This is a genomic window from Pseudorhodobacter antarcticus (assembly GCF_900110135.1).
In the GTDB taxonomy this organism is placed as follows: domain Bacteria; phylum Pseudomonadota; class Alphaproteobacteria; order Rhodobacterales; family Rhodobacteraceae; genus Pseudorhodobacter; species Pseudorhodobacter antarcticus.
In genome coordinates this window covers 1-16304 of record NZ_FOCO01000040.1, presented here as the reverse complement: position 1 = coordinate 16304, position 16304 = coordinate 1, and the positions used below count along the sequence as shown (strand labels likewise).

Sequence of the window (16304 nt, the reverse complement as noted above, 5' to 3'; positions counted from 1 at the left end):
CGGGACATGAAAATCATCGCTTTGGTCGACGGGTCTGCCTATGCCCATTCTGTGTGCGCGTTGGCGGGATGGGCCAGTGCGCGGCTGGATGCGGCGGTGGAAGCGCTGCATGTTGTGGGGCGGCGTGAGGCGGTGGCGCAGGATTTGTCGGGCGCGATCCGGTTGGGCGCACGCACGGCCTTGATGGCGGAATTGGCGGCGCTGGACACGGCGCGGGCGAAATTGGTGGGCCAGCAGGGCCGCGCGATTTTGGACGATGCGGCCCGCGTTTTGGCGGGGGCGGGGGCGGCGGATGTGACCACGCGGCTGCGCACCGGGGATTTGCTGGAGGAAATGGGCACCGATTTTGACCTGATCGTGGTGGGCAAGCGCGGCGCGGCGGCGGATTTTGCCAAGGGCCATTTGGGGTCCAACGTGGAGCGGATTGTGCGCGGGGCCAAAGTGCCTGTTTTGGTGGCGACGCGCGCGTTCAAGCCGATCGCGCGCGTTTTGGTGGCGTTTGATGGGGGGCCATCGGCGGTGCGTTCGATCAGCCATATTGCGCAATCGCAGCTGTATCATGGGTTAGAGGTGGTTTTGGTCAGTGTGGGCGACGTGCCTGCGGCGGGGGTTGAAGCGGCGCTGGCGCGGTTGCACGAGGCGGGGCTGACCGCATCGGCGGAGCATCGGCCGGGCGTGGCGGATGCGGTGTTGGTGCAGATGGCGGCAGAGTTTGATGTGCTGGTGATGGGGGCTTATGGGCACAGCCGGATTCGCAATTTGATCATCGGGTCCACCACCACCGAAGTGATCCGGTCGTGCAAAATTCCGGTTATGTTGGTGCGATAATGGGGTTTTTGGCGGCGTGACCTGTTAGCCGTGCAAGATGGTTTGCACCGCGCGGATGGCGGAAAAAGCGGCGCCGTGGACGGTGGATTGGTGTTCGCCGCCCATCGCCTCACCCGCGAAATGCAGGCGGGCGCGTGAGGCGAGGAGTGTGGTGAGGGGCGTGTCGCCGCTGCTGTCCATCGCGTAACTGCCCATGATGTAGGGGTTTTTGGTCCAGTTTTGCGCGACACCTTGCAAGAATGATTGCGAGGCAGCACCATTATACATGCGGTCAAGTTCCTTCAGCACATCGCTGATCATCGCGGCATCCGACAGGCGCGCGCGCGGCAGTGGCGTTGGGGCTGCGCTGAACAGGCCAAGGATATGGTCGGTGGTGGGTTTGCCAAGCGCTGCGTCATAGAACAGATTTTCCGTCCAGCTTTCATCTTGATACGCGCGCAGGGGGCCTGCGATGATCGCATCGGGGTAAAAGCGCGTTTTGAAGCGGAGGAACAATTTGAACCCCGCGCCGAAGGTGATGGTTTGCAAGCCTTCGGTGGTGGATTTGGGCAGGGCGGGGGAAAAGCGGATTGCGCCGTTTTGGAGGACGGAAAGCGGCGTGGTGACCAAGATGTGGTCGGCGTCGATGCGGCTGCCATCCCCTAGCGTGGCGGTGACGCCGCGCCGATCATGGGTGATTTCACGCACCTGCGCATTGAGGGTAATGTGGGCCGCGAGGGGTGTCGCGATGAAGCGGTCGAAAAAATCATACCAAGTTGTGGTGTGAAATTTATGTTCGGTTGGGCTGGTGTCGAGGTTGGGCGTGGGGATGCGGGTGAGGCGGTCATTGTGCCAAACATCAAAGGTTTTGGGGCTGTCGGGGAAGGTGTCGATGCCAAGATCGGTGGCCCCTTGGCCAAGGATTTCGCCCAAAAGGGTGGGGGCACCGTGAATCCATTCTGCGCCGATGTCCAAAGGGATATCGGACAAGGTGGTGATTTTGGCGATGCGCCCGCCCCAGTAGGGTGCCGCATCGACCACTTGGGCATCAACGCCTGCGGTGGTGAGGTGATGGGCGGCGGTGAGGCCAGCGGCCCCGGCCCCGACGATGAGCACGCGGGTGGGGCGGGTGGCGGTGACGATGTGAGGGGCGGCGAGGGTGGCACCGCCCAGTGTCAGGAACAGGCGGCGGCGCATGGGGGGCCTTTGTTGGGTTTTGGGGCCTGCCCGAACGCATGGTCCGGGCAGGCCGTTTTTGGGGGTTTATCAGAAGCCAGCTTTGATATTTTCAAACTCTTTCAACATGCGGTCGCGCATGGCGGGGTCGATCGGGGTTTGAGACAGCAGCGTGGTGTCGATGGGGCTGACATCGGCGGCCACCAGATCGGCGTCGGGGATGGTGGCGAGGGCCACGGTGTTGGTGTGGGCGTAACCGAACCCATCCAGCAGGCCGCGCGCAGAGCCGTGATCGAGCCACGCGTTGATGAAGTCATAGGCCTTATCTTCGGACCCCGGCGAATCCTTGAAGTTCACATAGCCGCAAAACCATGTAGCAGCGCCTTCTTTTGCTTGGCGTTGAAAGCCGACCGGGAACCCTTCGGCGCGCATCAGGGCCACGCCATCATTCCACGACCAAGACACTTGCACTTGGCCGCCTGCCATCAATTGCGACAATTCGGACGGGTCGGACCAATAGGCGACGACGTTTGGATGGGCCGCGCGCAACCAAGCCGCACCTGCTTGAAACTGTTCCTCGGTCAAGTTGGTCCAGTCTGTGACGCCGGTGGCGAGAAGCGCAAGCGACCAGATGTCATCGGTGTTGTCGGGCAGCGAGATGCGGCCTGTGTATTTTGGGTTCAAGAACACATCGAGCGAGGCCACGTCCGCTTCTGGCACATCGGTGGTGTTCCACGCAATCGCGGTATAGGCGAAATCGGTGGGGATGTACCAAACGCCGGTATCATCCTTGAAAATTGGGCTGTCGAGGAAACGCGGGGCGATTTCACCGAAATTGGGGATGCGCGAGACGTCCCAAGGTTCAATCAACCCGGCGTCGCGGTATTTGGACACCATCTGCGAGCAAGGGTGCGCCACATCGGCCTTGAAGCCGGAGGATACTTTTTGAAACGCCTCATCATCATCGCCGTAAAGCGCGTAGGTGGGCATTTGGCCGTGCTTTTCAACGTAAGCTTTGATCAGGCTTTCATCCTCAAACCCGGCCCAGTCGAAGACGATCAATTCTGGGTCTGCCGCGTGGGCTGCGGTCATGGGCAGCGCGAGCGCAAAGACCGCGCCAAGCATCAACTTGGTTTTTGTGTTCATGGGGTGGTTTTCCTTATCTGTTGGGGTGGTTTTTTATATCGTCTAAAGGAAAGTTAGGGGCTAAGGGCTGCGCACTCAAGAGGGAATGCGTTGATTGGTGGGGCGTATTGCGGGTTGCGGGGGGGATGGCTATCATCAGGGCAAAATTGGGGGGATGTGATGCAATTGGATGTGGATTTTGTACGCGCGCAGTTTCCGGCGTTTTCTGTGCCGGGGTTGGTGGGCCAAGCGTTTTTTGAAAATGCTGGGGGATCGTACACTTGCGGGGCGGTGATTGACCGTTTGACGCGGTTTTATACGGAACGCAAAGTGCAGCCCTATGCGCCTTATGCGGCATCCATCGCGGGCGGGGCGGAGATGGATGAGGCGCGCGCGCGGTTGGCAGGCCTGATGGGCGTGGAGGTGGATGAAGTGTCATTTGGCCCATCGACCAGCGCCAATACCTTTGTTTTGGCGCAGGCCTTGCGGCGGATGATTGGCGATACTGGCGGCGCGGTGGTGGTGACGAACCAAGACCATGAGGCCAATTCGGGCGTGTGGCGGCGGTTGGCGCAAGACGGGGTGGAGGTGCGCGAGTGGCGCATTGACCCCGTAACCGGGCATTTGGATTTGGATGCGTTGGCGGATTTGTTGGCGGATGGGGCCGTGCGGATGGTGTGTTTCCCGCATTGTTCCAACGTGGTGGCCGAGGTGAACCCGGTGGCGCAAATCTGTGCCATGGCGCGGGCGGCGGGGGCGTATACTTGCGTGGACGGGGTCAGTTACGCGCCGCACGGGTTCCCCGATATTGGGGCGCTGGGGGCGGATATTTACATGTTTTCGGCCTATAAAACCTATGGTCCGCATCAAGGGATCATGGTGGTGCGGCGCGCGGTGGGGGCGGCCTTGCCCGCGCAGTGCCATTATTTCAACGAAGGGGCTTTGTACAAGCGGTTCACGCCTGCCGGGCCGGACCATGCGCAGATTGCGGCCTGTGCGGGGATGGCGGATTATATTGACGCGCTCTATGCGCACCACATGCCGGGTGGGGATGCGGGGCCGCTGGCACGCAACAATGCCGTGCATGATTTGATGCGCGCCCATGAGGTGGCGCTGTTGCAGCCGTTGCTGGATGATTTTGCGGACCGCAATGATGTGCGACTGATTGGGCCGCGCGATGCGGGTTTGCGCGCGCCGACCGTGGCGCTGGCGCTGGACCGCGCGGCGGAGCCTGTGGCGGCGGCGCTGGCCGCGCATGGCATTATGGCGGGGGGCGGCGATTTTTACGCCGTGCGCGCGCTGGAGGCGATGGGTATTGATGCAGGTGCGGGCGTGTTGCGGTTGAGTTTTGTGCATTACACAAGCGCGGAGGAGGTTGCGCGGTTGCGCGCGGTGCTGGCGGAGGTGTTATGAGTGTTTGAGTGCAGATTGGGGGCTTTGCGCCCCGTCGTCCATTGGGCTTGGACCAATGGCGCAGAATGGACGACTCCTGCAGGATATTTTTGACCAAATGATGGGGAGTGATCCAGCGCTGGGTGGGGTTCGTAAGATAAGTAAGATTTTTGGCGGAGATTTATGACGAATCCTTTGATTTGGTGGGTGCGGCGCGATTTGCGGCTGCGTGACAATCCTTTGTTGGTGCAGGCGGTGGTGTCTGGGCGGGCGGTGGTTCCTGTGTTTATTTTGGACGCTGAGACGGAGGCGTTGGGGGCTGCCGCCAAGTGGCGCTTGGGGTTGAGCGTGGCGGCGTTTGCGCGTGATCTGGAGGCGATTGGGTCGCGGTTGGTGTTGCGGCGCGGGCCTGCGCTGGAGGTGTTGCGCGGGTTGGTGGCCGAGGTCGGTGCGGGTGCTGTGCATTGGGCGCGGCTGTATGACCCGGCATCGGTTGCGCGCGACACGGCTGTGAAAGCAGCGTTGCGGTCGGAGGGTTTGGAGGCGGTGAGCCACGCGGGCCATTTGCTGTTTGAGCCGTGGACGGTGGCAACCGGGCAGGGTGGGTTTTACAAAGTCTATACGCCGTTTTGGCGGTCTGTGAAGGACCGCGATGTGGCGGGGCCGAGTGCCGCGCCGCGTGCGTTGCTGGGGCCGCAAGCGTGGCCTGCCAGTGATGATTTGGCCGATTGGCGCATGGGGGCCGCGATGAACCGGGGCGCGGGTGTGGTGGCCGTGCATGCCTGCGTGGGCGAGGCTGCGGCGCAAGCGCGGTTGGCGGCGTTTTTGGACGGGCCGGTGGGCGGGTACAAGGAACGCAGGGATTTCCCGGCGGAGGCTGCGACATCGCGGCTGTCCGAAAACCTGACCTATGGCGAGATTGGGCCGCGCGATGTGTGGCACGGCGGCATGCGCGCGCTGCAAGACGGGCGTGCGGGCGCCGAGCATTTTTTGAAAGAGCTGGTGTGGCGCGAGTTTGCCTATCATTTGCTGCACCACACGCCGCATATCACCACGCAAAACTGGCGGCCTGAATGGGATAATTTCGCGTGGCGCGGCGATGGGGCGGACGCGGAACGCTGGCGGCGTGGCATGACCGGAGAGCCGTTTGTCGATGCCGCGATGCGCGAGATGTATGTCACGGGCACGATGCACAACCGCGCGCGGATGATCGTGGCGTCGTATTTGACCAAGCATTTGTTGACGGATTGGCGCGTTGGCCTGCGCTGGTTTGAGGAATGTTTGATCGACTGGGACCCGGCGGCCAACGCGATGGGCTGGCAATGGGCGGCGGGGTCGGGGCCGGATGCGGCGCTGTATTTCCGCGTGTTCAACCCCGAAACGCAGGTCGAAAAATTTGACCCCAAGGCGGTTTACAGGCATCGGTTCATTGCGGAATTGGCAAATGTGCCGGGGCGTGATGCGCGAGCGTTTTTTGATGCGGTGCCGCGAGCCTGGGGGTTGGACGCGGGGGCGCCCTATCCGCGGCGGATGGTGGATTTGGCCGTGGGGCGAAAAAGAGCGTTGGAGGCCTATGCGCAGCGAAACTCTGGCATAGATCACGCGTAGATATAGAGACGGGCCTTTGGGGCCTGATTGGGATTTGGGGTGGACTATGGACGTTTTGACAACAACCGCCGGGCAAAAGAACCTGCCGCGATATTTTGCGCAGGTGTTTGCGCAGGCCCAAGGGTTGGGGCATGGGCGGCTGGATTTGGTGCTGGATGACGGGCGGCGGTTTCGCGCGATCGGGCGCAACCCCGGCCCCGTGGCGGTTTTGGAAGTGCATAACAGCGACCTGTTTGCGCGGCTGATCCGCGAAGGCGACATCGGGTTTTCAGATGCGTATTTGGAAGGGTGGTGGTCCAGCCCCGATTTGCAAGCGTTCATGGATTTGGTCCATGCCGACAATGACGAGATTTACGACAGTTTTTACGGCATGGCGATTTTGCGGCTGTATGAGCGGATGCGCCATGTGTTGCGGGCCAACACCAAGCGGGGGTCGAAAAAGAACATCTCGTACCACTATGACCTTGGGAATGAGTTTTATGGGCTGTGGTTGGATGAAACCATGACCTATTCATCGGCGCTGTTCACCACAGGGCAGGAAAGTTTGGAAAAAGCGCAGGCGCAGAAATATGCGTCGATGGTGGACCAGATGGGAGTTTCGCCCGGCGATCATATTTTGGAAATTGGCTGTGGGTGGGGCGGGTTTGCGGAATATGCGGCGGGGGAGCGGGGGTTGCACGTCACGGGCCTGACGATTTCGCAAGCGCAATATGATTATGCTGTGGCACGGATGGCACGCGCGGGCCTGTCGGATAAGGTCACGATCAAGTTGCAAGATTACCGCGATGAGGCGGGGCTTTATGACGGGATTGCCAGCATCGAGATGTTTGAGGCGGTGGGCGAAAAGTATTGGCCCGTCTATTTCAACACCCTGCGCGATCGGTTGAAACCGGGGCGGCACGCGACATTGCAGATCATCACCTTGCAGGAAAGACGGTTTGAAGTGTACCGCAAAGGTGTTGATTTCATTCAAAAACATATCTTTCCGGGGGGGATGTTGCCCAGCCCCAGTGCGCTGCGCGCCGAAGTTGCCAAGGCGGGGTTGGATGTGAAAGGGTCGGTCGAGTTTGGCAAATCTTATAGCGACACGTTGCGGCGCTGGCATGTGTCGTTCAACGACCGTTGGGACGATGTGGCGCGGCTTGGGTTTGATGATCGGTTCCGGCGGATGTGGAATTATTACCTTACCTCTTGCGCGGGGGCCTTTCAGGGCGGAAACTGCGATGTAACGCAGATCACCGTGACGCGGCCCCTGTAGGGGCGGCGCCCCGGCCCCAAACACGGGAAAAACCGCTTTCATGCCGACCTTATCCAAACTGATTGCCGCCGTTATTTTTGCAGCCACCGCGTATTTCGCGGGTGAGGCGTTCAAATTGGGCCTGCCCGAGGGAACACAATTTGGGTTGTACAGCATCATGTGCCCCATCATTGGGTTGATTTGTGGCTGGCGGATTATGGGGGCGGTCACGGGGCATGGGTATAGCGCGGCTTTGGGGTCGGGGGTTAAAACTTCGGTGGCGGTGGTGGTTTGGGCGCTGTTGATTTTTTCCACGATTTTGATGGTGCGCAAGGCGTTCAAGCAACGCTATGACGGCGCGCTGGAGGCGATTGTGGATATTTTCGCACTGGCGGTTGAAAACGGTGCGTTGGTGTTCACGCAGCCGGTTTTGGTGGCTTTGGTGGGGGGCGCTGTTGCTGGTGGCTTGGCGTCTGAATGGGCCAAGCGGCGGTGGGATTGATCGGTGGCGCAGGTGTTTCTCTATGGCAGCTTGTGCCATTTACCTTTGTTGGCGGCGGTTTTGGGCCGGGTGCCTGTGGTGTCGGCGGCAATGTGCCCAGATCACGCGGTGTATTGGGCAAAAGAGCATGATTTTCCACTGATTGTGGGGCAGGCGGGCGCGCGGGCGCGGGGGTTGTTGCTGGCCGATTTGACGGATGCGGATGTAGCGCGGCTGGCCTATTACGAAGGGCCGTTTGGGTTTTCAGCGCAACCGTTGGCGGTTGAGGGCGCAGAGGGGGAAGGCACGGGGGGGGAAAGCGCAGGTTTGGCGCAGGTTTTTGTGCCGGATGCGGGGCTGTGGGTGCCGGGCGACGTTTGGAATTTGGACGATTGGGTGGCGCGATGGGGCGCTGTTCATGTGGCCACCGCGGCGGATGTGATGGCGCTGTATCCCGCACCGATTGCGGCCACGCGGCGCGCACCGATGTTGGTGCGCGGTGCGGCGCGGGTGCGGGCGGGCGGCGGTTTGCCCGCAGGCGCGGTGCAGGTGGCGGCACAGCGCACGCCCTATGCCAATTTTTTCGCGGTGGAGGAGTATGATCTGTCATATCGCCGCTTTGACGGCGGGCAGAGTGCGGTGGTGACGCGGGCGGCGTTTGTATCTGCCGATGCGGTAACGGTGCTGCCTTATGATGCGGTCCGCGACCGGGTTTTGATTGTGGAGCAGTTTCGCATGGGGCCATTTGCGCGCGGGGATGGGCAGCCGTGGCAGATGGAGGCGATTGCGGGCCGCATTGATCCGGGTGAAGGGCCGCAAGATGCCGCACGCCGCGAGGCGGTGGAGGAAGCGGGGCTGACCCTTGGGGCGCTGTTGCCGATTGGGAATTATTACCCATCGCCGGGGGCCAAGACGGAGTTTATTTATTCCTTTGTAGCACTGACCGATTTGCCCGATGGCACCGCCATTGTAGGCGGTGCGCCCGAGGAGGCGGAGGATATCAAAGGGCATTTGCTGTCGTTTGAAGATTTTGCGGATTTGGTGGCGCGCGGGGGGGTGACGACCGCGCCCTTGTTGTTAAGTTATTATTGGCTGGAGCGCGCGCGCGGGCGGTTGCGCGATGGTGCCAAGGCTTGAGTTTGCCCGCGTCCTTTCGTAGACCAAGGACAACAGCAAAAGGATATTCGGATGCGCACGTTCCGCGATTTGGCAGACGCCATTGGCAAGACCCCCCTGATCCGGTTGAAAAAGGCGTCTGACGCCACCGGATGTGAGATTTTGGGCAAGGCGGAGTTTATGAACCCCGGCCAGTCGGTCAAGGACCGCGCTGCGTTGTACATTATTCGCGATGCGGTGGCCAAGGGGCTGTTGAAACCCGGCGGCACGATTGTGGAAGGCACGGCGGGCAACACAGGGATTGGCCTAGCGCTGGTGGGCGCGTCGATGGGGTTTCGCACCGTGATTGTGATTCCCGAAACCCAAAGCCAAGAAAAGAAGGATATGCTGCGCCTTGCCGGGGCGGAGTTGGTTCAGGTGCCTGCCGCGCCCTATAAGAATCCGAACAATTATGTGCGGTATTCTGGGCGTTTGGCCGAGAAACTTGCACTAATCGAACCTAATGGCGCAATTTGGGCCAATCAGTTTGACAATATCGCCAACCGCCAAGCCCATGTGGAAACCACCGGGCCCGAGGTGTGGGAACAGACGAATGGCAAGGTGGATGGGTTCATTTGCGCTGTTGGGTCGGGGGGTACGTTGGCGGGGATGGCACTGGCCTTGCAGCCCAAGGGTGTGAAAATCGGTTTGGCGGACCCCGAAGGAGCGGCGCTTCATTCGTTTTACACCACGGGGGTGATGGACAGCCCCGGTTCGTCGATCACCGAAGGGATTGGGCAAGGGCGCATCACGGCGAACCTTGAAGGGTTGAAACCCGATTACAGTTACCGCATTTCGGATGCCGAAGCGCTGCCGATTGTGTTTGATTTGCTGGCCGACGAAGGGCTGTGCCTTGGCGGGTCATCGGGTATCAATATCGCGGGTGCGATGCGTATGGCGCGGGATATGGGGCCGGGACACACGATTGTGACCATTCTGTGCGATTACGGCACGCGGTATCAATCCAAGCTGTTCAACCCGGAATTTTTGGCGTCCAAGGGGCTGCCTGTGCCGGAATGGCTGGCGCAAGGTCCGCGCGATATTCCTGCGGTGTTTGAAGGATGAGGGGGGCGGCGCATTTGCGGTTTTGGGCGGTTTTGGCGCTGGCCTTGTGCATTGGTGCGGTGGCATCGGTGCCAGTGGTGCAGGCACAAACGGTGCAAGGCCCCGTCTTAGAGGCGCCGCTGGATTACAAAGCCTGGGAAAAACTGGCGGCATCAGCGGATGATCTGATTGATGATGCGTCCACGTCAAGTGCCGAGTTGGAAACCCTGCGCCTTGAAATTGCAGGTTGGCGCACCCGGTTGTTGGCGGCGCAAGGCACCAACGCGTCGCGGATTGCGACCATCCGCGCGCAGGTGGATGCGCTGGGCGCGCCGCCTGCCGAGGGGGTGAGCGAGCCGCGCGATGCGGCAAGCCGGCGCAAGGAATTGGCCGATCAATTGGCCGTGGCGCAGGCGCCTGCGGTGGCGGCCGTCGAGGCGTACAGCCGCGCGGATGGGGTGATCACCGAGATTGACCGCGTGTTGCGCGAACGCCAGACCGAGGCGCTGTTGGAAGTGTGGCCGCTGCCCATCAACCCTGCGAATTGGCCGGTGGCCGCCGAAACGGTGCTGGGCAAGGTTGCCGTGCTGACGGGCGAAGTGCGCGAAAACCTGAACGATGAGGCCAAGCGCGAGGAGGCGGTGGCGGCTTTGCCGTTGATCATTGGCCTTTTGTTGTTTGCGGCGCTGACGATTTTGCGCGGGCGCGCGCTGCTGGAGGGCAAAGCGTTTCGCCTGATGGAACGCGGCACGTCGGACACGCGCGAAATTTGGTCCTTTGTCACCTCGCTGGGGCAAGTGGTTGTGCCGATTTTGGGGGTGTTGGCGCTGACGATCGCGCTGGCGCTGTCGAAATTGCCGGGCACCTTTGGGTTGGTTGTGTTGACCGCGTTGTTCACGGCGGGGGGCGCGGTTTTCATCGCGCGCTGGCTGGGGTCCTGCAGTTTTCCGCGCGCGGCTGCGGCCCCCACCCATTTGCGGCTGGAAGAGGGCGACCGCGCATCGGGGCGGTTTATGGCGCAAGTGCTGGGGGTGACCCTTGGGCTGGAAATTTTGCGCGATGCGGCGTTTACGGACAGTGCGGCCACTGATGCCGCGCAATCTGTTTTGTCGTATCCCACGTTGCTGGTGGCGGGGTTTTTCCTGTTCAAACTGGCCAAGCTGTTGTTGCGCAGCACAAAAGGGGCGGTGGTTAATGATGCGACCACGCCGTTTTCCAACCGGTTGATTGCGCTGATTGCGCGGATTGCCCTTGTGGTTGGGGTGTTGGGGCCGTTGCTGGCCACCGTGGGGTATGTGCGGGCGGGGCAGGGGATGGTGTTCCCGATGATCGTGTCCTTGGGGTTGGTGGCGTTTTTGTTGGCGCTGCAAAACCTGGTGGGGGCGGTGTATGCCGTGCTTATTCGCAATGATGAACGGGGCCGCGATGCGTTGGTGCCGGTGTTGGTGGGGTTCTTTCTTGCCTTTGCGTCCACCCCGTTTTTGGCCCTGATTTGGGGCGCGCGGGTGGCCGACCTGACTGAGGTGTTCACCAAGCTGCGCGATGGGTTCCAAATAGGGCAAACCCGGATTTCGCCGTCCGACTTTATCTTGCTGGCGGTGGTGTTTGGGTTTTGGTTCCTGATCACGCGGTTGTTGCAGGGGGCGCTGAAAACCTCGATCTTGCCCAAGACCAATTTGGACCAAGGCGGGCAGAATGCGATTGTGGCCGGGGTTGGCTATATCGGGATTTTCCTTGCGGCGCTGATTGGGATTACGGCGGCGGGGATTGATTTGTCGGGCCTTGCGATTGTGGCAGGTGCCTTGTCCGTTGGCATTGGTTTTGGTTTGCAAAACATCGTGTCGAATTTTGTGGCGGGCATTATTTTGCTGATTGAACGCCCGATTTCCGAAGGGGATTGGATTGAGGTGAACGGCGTGATGGGCACGGTGCGCGGGATTTCCGTGAGATCGACCCGCATCCAGACGTTTGACCGGACCGATGTGATCGTGCCGAATTCGGATTTTGTGTCGGGGATGGTGACAAACTGGACGCGGTTCAACCTGTCGGGGCGGTTGATTGTGAAGGTGGGCGTGGCGTATGGCACCGACACGCGCAAAGTGGAAAAGATTTTGCAAGAGATTGCGGAAGCGCAGCCCTTGGCCGTGTTGAACCCGCCGCCTGTCGTGGTGTTGGCGGCATTTGGCGCGGACAGTTTGGATTTTGAAATCCGCCTGATTTTGCGCGATGTGAATTTTTCGGTCACGGTGCGGTCCGAGATCAACCACGAAATCGCGCGGCGCTTTGAGGAGGAGGGGATTGAGATTCCTTTTGGCCAGCGCGACATCTGGATCCGCAATCCGGAGGCGTTGGGGCAAATCTCCAAAGCGCCTGATGCCCCCAAACCTGCCTGAACGGAGCGTTCTATGACCGAGTTGTTGTTTCGCAGTGATGCCTATCAAGCAGAGGCGGAGGCGGTGGTGTTGGCCCACACGGCGGAAGGCGCGATTGTGCTGGACCGCACGGTGTTTTACCCCACGGGTGGCGGGCAACCGGGTGACAGCGGCCATTTGATTTGGGGCGCGCACAGGCTGCCGATTGCAACGGCGGTAAAGGTAGAGGCTGGCGTGGGCCTGTTGCCCGCAGCCCCCGATGCGATGCCCGCCGTGGGCACGATGGTGCGCCAAGTGCTGGACTGGTCGCGGCGGCACCGGATGATGCGGGTGCATACTGCGCTGCATTTGCTGTCCGTGGTCATTCCTTTGCCCGTGACGGGGGGACAAATTGGGGCCGACAAAGGCCGGTTGGATTTTGCCATGCCAGAGGCACCCGGCGATATGACGGCCGTAGAGGAGGCGTTGAACCGCCTGATTGACCGCGATTTGGCGGTGACGGAGGAATGGATTACCGACGATGAATTGCTGGCCAACCCGGGATTGGTGAAAACCATGTCGGTAATGCCGCCGATGGGGCAGGGCCGCGTGCGCCTTGTGCGGATTGGGGCAGGCAGCGGGCAGGTGGATTTGCAGCCCTGCGGGGGCACCCATGTGGCGCGGACGGGCGAAATTGGCCGCGTCACGCTTGGCAAAGTGGAAAACAAAGGCCGTCAAAACCGCCGGGTTTCGTTAAGTTTGGCGGATTGACCAAAAGGGCGCGCAATTGCAGGAATTCTGCACGGCCCCCCTTGCCACCCGTTGCAATAGCAGGCTAAAGACGCGCCAACGGAGCGGTGGCCGAGTGGTCGAAGGCGCACGCCTGGAAAGTGTGTAGGCGGGGAACCGTCTCGAGGGTTCGAATCCCTCTCGCTCCGCCAATAGATCAATAAAATCAATGACTTAGGTAGACCGCTGCGATTTGGCCCCTAACCAGCCACTAAAGCGGCAATGGCTGGGCTTGTTGGTTTTGTAGGCTGGTTCTGCGGTGGTATCCGTAGGGGTGCGACATTCTGACGCAGGCACGGCGCGCGGGCGTTTGAAGGGTTCGGCACGGGCCAGAGGGCAGACCGCAGGAGCCGGACGCCAAGGTGGGCCAAAGGCCCCGTTGCCAAACACTTCCCCCAATGCACCAACACCCACGGTTGAACCTTCACACACGCCGCCACGCCTTTGGGTAATATCCCCCGCCACGATGGACGCCGGGCTGCGCTGGGCGCGGACGGCGTAGGACGTGGGACAGTGCGCGGACGTGGACGCCGTGGGGGCAGGGCAGGACGTGGGACCGGACGGAGACACGGACGCAGCGCCGGACGTGGCCGGACACGGACGCCGACCCCGCCCCCCGGCCTACCCCGGCGGCGCGGCTGTATCCTCTCTAAGCGTCACGCACAAAGCGGCGCATGCTGGGACTTTTTGACAAAGCAGACAACCTAACGGCGGGGGCGGCGCAAACATTGCCTGCCCCGGCACTTAGCCCCTTGGCATCCACAGTCGTCCGGTGCTTACTTGGTTGTTAAGCAATCAAGGCCAGAACATGACCCCCCAAGAGTTTATCGACAAGTGGCGCAATGTGGACCTGAAAGAGCGCACGGCGTCCCACAGTCATTTTCTGGACCTTTGCACCCTCTTGGAAATCCCCGACCCGGTGACAGCCGACCCGAAGGGCGAATGGTTCACCTTTGAAAAAGGCGCGTCCAAAACGTCCGGCGGCGAAGGCTGGGCCGATGTTTGGCGCAAAGACTGTTTTGCTTGGGAATATAAGGGCAAGCGCAAAGACCTAGACCGCGCCTTTGACCAACTGCGCCAATACGCCATTGCGCTGGAAAACCCGCCGTTGCTGATCGTGTCGGATATGGACCGCATCCGCATCCACACCAACTGGACCAACACGGTCCAAAAGGTCCACACGATTGAATTGATGGACCTGACGGACGCCACCACCCGCGACCTGCTGCGCCATTGCTTCACCGAACCCGAACGCCTGAAACCCGCCAAAACCCGGCAAGTCCTGACCGAAGAAGCGGCCCAACGCTTTGCCACTCTTGCCCAACGGCTGCGCGGGCGGGGGCATGACCCCGAACAAGTCGCGCATTTCGTAAATCGGCTGGTGTTTTGCATGTTTGCCGAAGATACCAACCTGCTGCCCGGCAAAATGTTTGAACGCATGATAAAGGCCGCGCGGCCAAAGCCGGAAACCTTTGCGCAACACGCCCAAACCCTGTTCAGCGCCATGAAGTCCGGCGGGATGGTGGGATTTGAACCCGTGGAATGGTTCAACGGCGGGCTGTTTGACAGTGACGCCACGCTGCCCCTGACGTGGGAAGACCTCGACGACCTTATCCGCGCCGCCAGCCTTGATTGGTCCGACATTGACCCGTCCATCCTTGGCACCCTGTTTGAACGCGGGCTGGACCCGGACAAGCGCAGCCAGCTTGGCGCGCATTACACCGACCGCGATAAGATCATGCAAATCGTTGGCCCGGTGATGGTGCAACCGCTTTTGGCCGAATGGGACGGGGTACGGACGGCGATTGCGGACCTGCTGGAAAACGCCCCCAAAGCCACCAAAGAAAAACTGCTGCGCGGCAAAGACCTTGCGGCCAACACCAAGGCCCACCGCGACGCGGGCGCGCTGCACAAAGCCTTTATCGACCGCCTGAAAGCGTTTCGGGTGCTGGACCCGGCCTGCGGGTCGGGAAACTTCCTGTATATCGCGCTGTTGGAGTTGAAAAACATAGAACACCGCGCCAACCTAGAGGCGGAGGCGCTGGGCCTGCCGCGGGCTTTCCCCTCTATCGGGCCGGAAGCGGTGCTGGGGATTGAGTTGAACCCCTACGCGGCGGAGTTGGCCCGCGTATCGGTTTGGATTGGTGAAATCCAATGGATGCGCCGCAACGGGTTTGAGGCGGCGAAAAACCCCATCTTGCGGACGTTGGACACGATCCAGAACCGCGACGCGGTGTTGAACGCGGACGGCACCCGCGCCGATTGGCCCCGCGCGGACGTGGTTGTGGGCAACCCGCCGTTTCTGGGCAACAAAAAGATGATTGCGGGCTTGGGTGAGGATTACACCGTGGCGCTGCGCAAAGCCTATGCCGACGCGCCCGGCGGAGTGGACCTTGTGGCCTATTGGTTTGTGCGCGCGTGGCAAGCAATGCAGGCGGGGGAATTGACCCGCGCCGGGCTGGTTGCCACCAATTCCATCCGCGGCGGGGCCAACCGCGAAGTTTTGAAACCTATCGTGGACGGCGGGCGGATATTTGAGGCGTGGGCCGATGAGGCTTGGACCGTGGACGGCGCGGCGGTGCGCGTGTCGATGGTTTGTTTTGATGGGGTGAAGGGAGAAGCTGGGCGGTTGGAGGGGGGCACTGTCGAAGAAATTTTCGCCGACCTTACCGCAAGCAAGCAAGCAGTAAATCTAACTGACGCAATCAAGCTAAGTGAAATGACGGGACTTTGTTTTCAGGGCACCATTAAGAATGGAGCGTTTGATTTAGAACCGGAAGTCGCAAGGGATTGGTTGCGCCAACCGGCTCTGTTGCACAAATCCCATGAGGGATTCATCTTGTGAATCCAGCATGGTAGCTGTGTGGTATGAGTAAACCGACACCCCTCGCCTACAAGACCAGGAACTGGTCCGCCTATAACGAAGCGCTCAAGCGTCGTGGCTCGCTGACGATTTGGTTCGATCCCACCATGACCTGGGAGGCTGCGCCGACCGGAAAACGTGGCCGACAGCCCGACTACAGTGACGCTGCGATCCAGACATGTCTGACGATGAAAGTACTGTTCGGCATGGCGCTGCGGCAGACGACGGGGTTTGTCGAGAGCCTCCTGCACCTGATCGACTTGGATTGGGCGGTGC

The 16304-nt window shown here is 60.9% G+C and carries 13 protein-coding genes and 1 tRNA gene; 12 read left to right on the top strand and 2 right to left on the bottom strand.

Going from position 1 to position 16304, the window contains the following annotated elements; genetic code table 11:
• The first annotated feature begins 6 nt into the window (after window positions 1-6).
• Window positions 7-828 carry a universal stress protein gene (locus BMY36_RS15355; protein WP_050520591.1) on the top strand — a complete coding sequence of 274 codons (822 nt, stop codon included), beginning with the start codon at window positions 7-9 and terminating at the stop codon, window positions 826-828.
• A gap of 24 nt (window positions 829-852) precedes the next feature.
• Here the strand turns inward: BMY36_RS15355 and BMY36_RS15350 are convergent, their stop codons facing one another.
• The gene (locus tag BMY36_RS15350) at window positions 853-2004 is read right to left on the bottom strand and encodes a flavin monoamine oxidase family protein (protein WP_050520592.1); all 1152 of its coding nucleotides are present in this window, start codon (window positions 2002-2004) and stop codon (window positions 853-855) included.
• Between the two features lie 69 nt (window positions 2005-2073).
• The gene (locus BMY36_RS15345; protein ID WP_050520593.1) at window positions 2074-3129 is read right to left on the bottom strand and encodes an ABC transporter substrate-binding protein; all 1056 of its coding nucleotides are present in this window, start codon (window positions 3127-3129) and stop codon (window positions 2074-2076) included.
• A gap of 159 nt (window positions 3130-3288) precedes the next feature.
• Between BMY36_RS15345 and BMY36_RS15340 the strand changes: the two genes are divergently transcribed.
• From BMY36_RS15340 to BMY36_RS15290, 11 genes are all read left to right on the top strand, one after another.
• The gene (locus tag BMY36_RS15340; RefSeq protein WP_050520594.1) at window positions 3289-4521 is read left to right on the top strand and encodes an aminotransferase class V-fold PLP-dependent enzyme; all 1233 of its coding nucleotides are present in this window, start codon (window positions 3289-3291) and stop codon (window positions 4519-4521) included.
• 162 nt (window positions 4522-4683) lie between these two features.
• A complete protein-coding gene (locus BMY36_RS15335) occupies window positions 4684-6108 on the top strand; it encodes a cryptochrome/photolyase family protein (RefSeq protein ID WP_050520595.1) in 1425 nt (474 codons plus the stop codon).
• Between the two features lie 46 nt (window positions 6109-6154).
• Entirely contained in the window at window positions 6155-7366 is a 1212-nt protein-coding gene (locus BMY36_RS15330) for an SAM-dependent methyltransferase (protein WP_050520603.1), read from the top strand.
• Window positions 7367-7406: 40 nt separating this feature from the next.
• The gene (locus tag BMY36_RS15325) at window positions 7407-7847 is read left to right on the top strand and encodes a TrgA family protein (protein WP_050520596.1); all 441 of its coding nucleotides are present in this window, start codon (window positions 7407-7409) and stop codon (window positions 7845-7847) included.
• A gap of 3 nt (window positions 7848-7850) precedes the next feature.
• A complete protein-coding gene (locus BMY36_RS15320; protein ID WP_050520597.1) occupies window positions 7851-8963 on the top strand; it encodes an NUDIX domain-containing protein in 1113 nt (370 codons plus the stop codon).
• 51 nt (window positions 8964-9014) lie between these two features.
• Window positions 9015-10046: a cysteine synthase A gene (locus tag BMY36_RS15315; protein ID WP_050520598.1), complete on the top strand. Its 1032-nt coding sequence runs from the start codon at window positions 9015-9017 to the stop codon at window positions 10044-10046.
• Window positions 10043-12418, top strand: coding sequence for a DUF3772 domain-containing protein (locus tag BMY36_RS15310; RefSeq protein WP_050520599.1), 2376 nt, complete (start codon window positions 10043-10045; stop codon window positions 12416-12418). The genes BMY36_RS15315 and BMY36_RS15310 overlap by 4 nt, the downstream gene beginning before the upstream one ends.
• A 12-nt stretch (window positions 12419-12430) precedes the next feature.
• Window positions 12431-13147 carry an alanyl-tRNA editing protein gene (locus BMY36_RS15305; RefSeq protein WP_050520600.1) on the top strand — a complete coding sequence of 239 codons (717 nt, stop codon included), beginning with the start codon at window positions 12431-12433 and terminating at the stop codon, window positions 13145-13147.
• Window positions 13148-13227: 80 nt separating this feature from the next.
• Window positions 13228-13317, top strand: a tRNA-Ser gene (locus BMY36_RS15300).
• 656 nt (window positions 13318-13973) lie between these two features.
• On the top strand, window positions 13974-16010 hold the full coding sequence (locus BMY36_RS15295; RefSeq protein WP_197086078.1) for a class I SAM-dependent DNA methyltransferase: 2037 nt from the start codon (window positions 13974-13976) through the stop codon (window positions 16008-16010).
• 23 nt (window positions 16011-16033) lie between these two features.
• Window positions 16034-16304: transposase (locus BMY36_RS15290; RefSeq protein WP_175469311.1), on the top strand; the 271-nt coding region annotated here is incomplete at its 3' end.